1 protein-coding gene is annotated in these 689 nt (G+C 45.0%); it reads right to left on the bottom strand.

Features of this window, described 5'->3' with window-relative positions; all coding sequences use genetic code 11:
* On the bottom strand, positions 1-586 hold a 586-nt coding region (locus HMPREF2983_RS01705), incomplete at its 3' end, for a transposase (RefSeq protein WP_141757608.1).
* Positions 587-689 lie beyond the last annotated feature (103 nt).

The following is a 689-nucleotide window of genomic DNA, read 5'->3' as shown; positions in this document are numbered from 1 at the left end:
AGAGCACCTTGGTGAAGACCTGCCACACCCTAGGGTCCCTGTCGTCCACGTTTGCGGGAGTTAGGCAGAACGTGAGTACATCGCCCATCTCGTTGCACAGCAGATGAAGCTTGAAACCATGACACCACCCCATTGTTCCCTTTCCGTTCTTAGCAAGTCCATCAAACACCTTGTTGAAATTCCTTCTCATGTTGTGGCATACGGGAATCATCGTGCTGTCCACGAAACTAATGCCCGTGCACTTTCCAAAACCTTGGATGCGCATGAAGGCCATCAGCTCGAAGAACACGCGAGGCATGAGTTCCACGAAACGCGTGTAGGACACGGCCTTAGGGAAGTAGCTTGCCAGATGCTCCTTGATGAAGAAGAGGTAATAGTGCTTGAAGTTGCGGAAAGAGCCAAAATGATAGCACAACAGGATGGTCATGATTTCGCTCTTGGACATCTGTCCTTTACGGTTTCGCATGCGCTTATATCCCTCGTCTATGGGGGCGATATGTAGGTTTTTAGTTAACTCTGCATCTAAATTCTTGCAGAACTCATCCAATATACAAAATATTTCTGTAACTTTGTCTGTGGTAATCATCGCTATATATGTTTTGTAAGTGATTGATTTTCAACTATAAAGTTACAAAATAATAGCGAGATTACCAACTTTTTAGAGAACTTTCTTATCCCGAACTGGCGTA

It is taken from the genome of Prevotella sp. HMSC077E09 (genome assembly GCF_001814685.1).
Classification (GTDB): domain Bacteria; phylum Bacteroidota; class Bacteroidia; order Bacteroidales; family Bacteroidaceae; genus Prevotella; species Prevotella oris.
The sequence above is the reverse complement of the archived record's forward strand: the minus strand, read 5'-3'. Positions and strand labels throughout refer to the sequence as shown.